This is a genomic window from Marinobacter manganoxydans MnI7-9 (assembly GCF_000235625.1).
Lineage (GTDB): Bacteria > Pseudomonadota > Gammaproteobacteria > Pseudomonadales > Oleiphilaceae > Marinobacter > Marinobacter manganoxydans.
Genome location: NZ_AGTR01000057.1, coordinates 1 through 1114, shown reverse-complemented (window position 1 = coordinate 1114; position 1114 = coordinate 1). Strand labels below are relative to the sequence as shown.

Below are 1114 nucleotides of genomic sequence, written 5' to 3'. Positions count from 1 at the left end.
GGCTACGAAGATCTGAATGATCATGAAGCGCTTCGCTTTGATCAGGCACTACAAACCGCCACGGGGAATGCCTCGACTCTGGCCGGCAAGTCCACGCTTTGTCGAATGGAGCAGGCGATGGATCGGCAAACCATTGTCAAAGCGCATGAGTTGCTCTGGCACCACTTTATCGAGCAGCATGAGAAGCCGCCCAAGGAAATCGTGCTGGATTTTGACGGCACCGATATTCCGGTGCACGGCGACCAGCCGGGTAAGTTCTTTAACCGGTATTACGACCATCACTGCTACTTCCCGCTTTACGTCTTCTGCGGTAGGCACTTGCTGGTGAGCTATCTGCGCACCAGCAATCGAGGTGATGCCCGGCACAGCTGGGCCATTCTGGCGCTGCTGGTGCGATTTATTCGCGAGTATTGGCCACAGACCCGGATCGTGTTCCGGGGCGACTCCCACTTCAGCAAGCCCCGACTGCTGGCCTGGTGCGATCGCAACCAGGTGGATTACATCGTAGGCATGGCCCGCAACCAGCGGCTGGAGGCGCTTGCCGCCCCAGCCATGGACAAAGTCCGGACCTACTACGAGGCTCATGGCCATAAGCTCGCCAGCACCTTCCGCTTCCGCTACAAAGCCCGAAGCTGGCATAAGCCACGCTGGGTGGTTGCGCGCCTGGAATATGGCCCTCAAGGCCCGAACCCCCGGTTCGTTATCAGCTCCCGCTACGATGACGGATTCAAGCTCTACTACGAACAGTATTGCGCACGGGGTGATATGGAGAACCGGATCAAGGATCAACAACTGGATCTGTTTGCCGGTCGCACCTCCAGCACACACTGGTGGACCAACCAGTGGCGGCTGATCTTATCCGGCTTCGCCTACACCCTGTTCGAGCGTTTGCGGGTGCATCTGAAAAACACGCCCTTCGAACGTATGAGTGCCGGCACCTTGCGCTTGAAGCTGATCAAGGTTGGCGCAGTCATCATCCGCAACACCCGCCGAATACGGGTGTTGATGAGTGATAGCTATCCACACAAGAACGATCTCTCAGCACTGGTTCAGCGCTTGGTGCCCCAGTAGATAATCGGGCTCCCCCGGCCCGATACCAATGGGGGAAAGGGGG

1 protein-coding gene is annotated in these 1114 nt (G+C 57.8%); it reads left to right on the top strand.

The features are described 5' to 3' along the window. The coding region (locus KYE_RS14030; RefSeq protein WP_008174531.1) for an IS1380-like element ISMaq3 family transposase at positions 1–1071 on the top strand (1071 nt) is incomplete at its 5' end. Positions 1072–1114 lie beyond the last annotated feature (43 nt).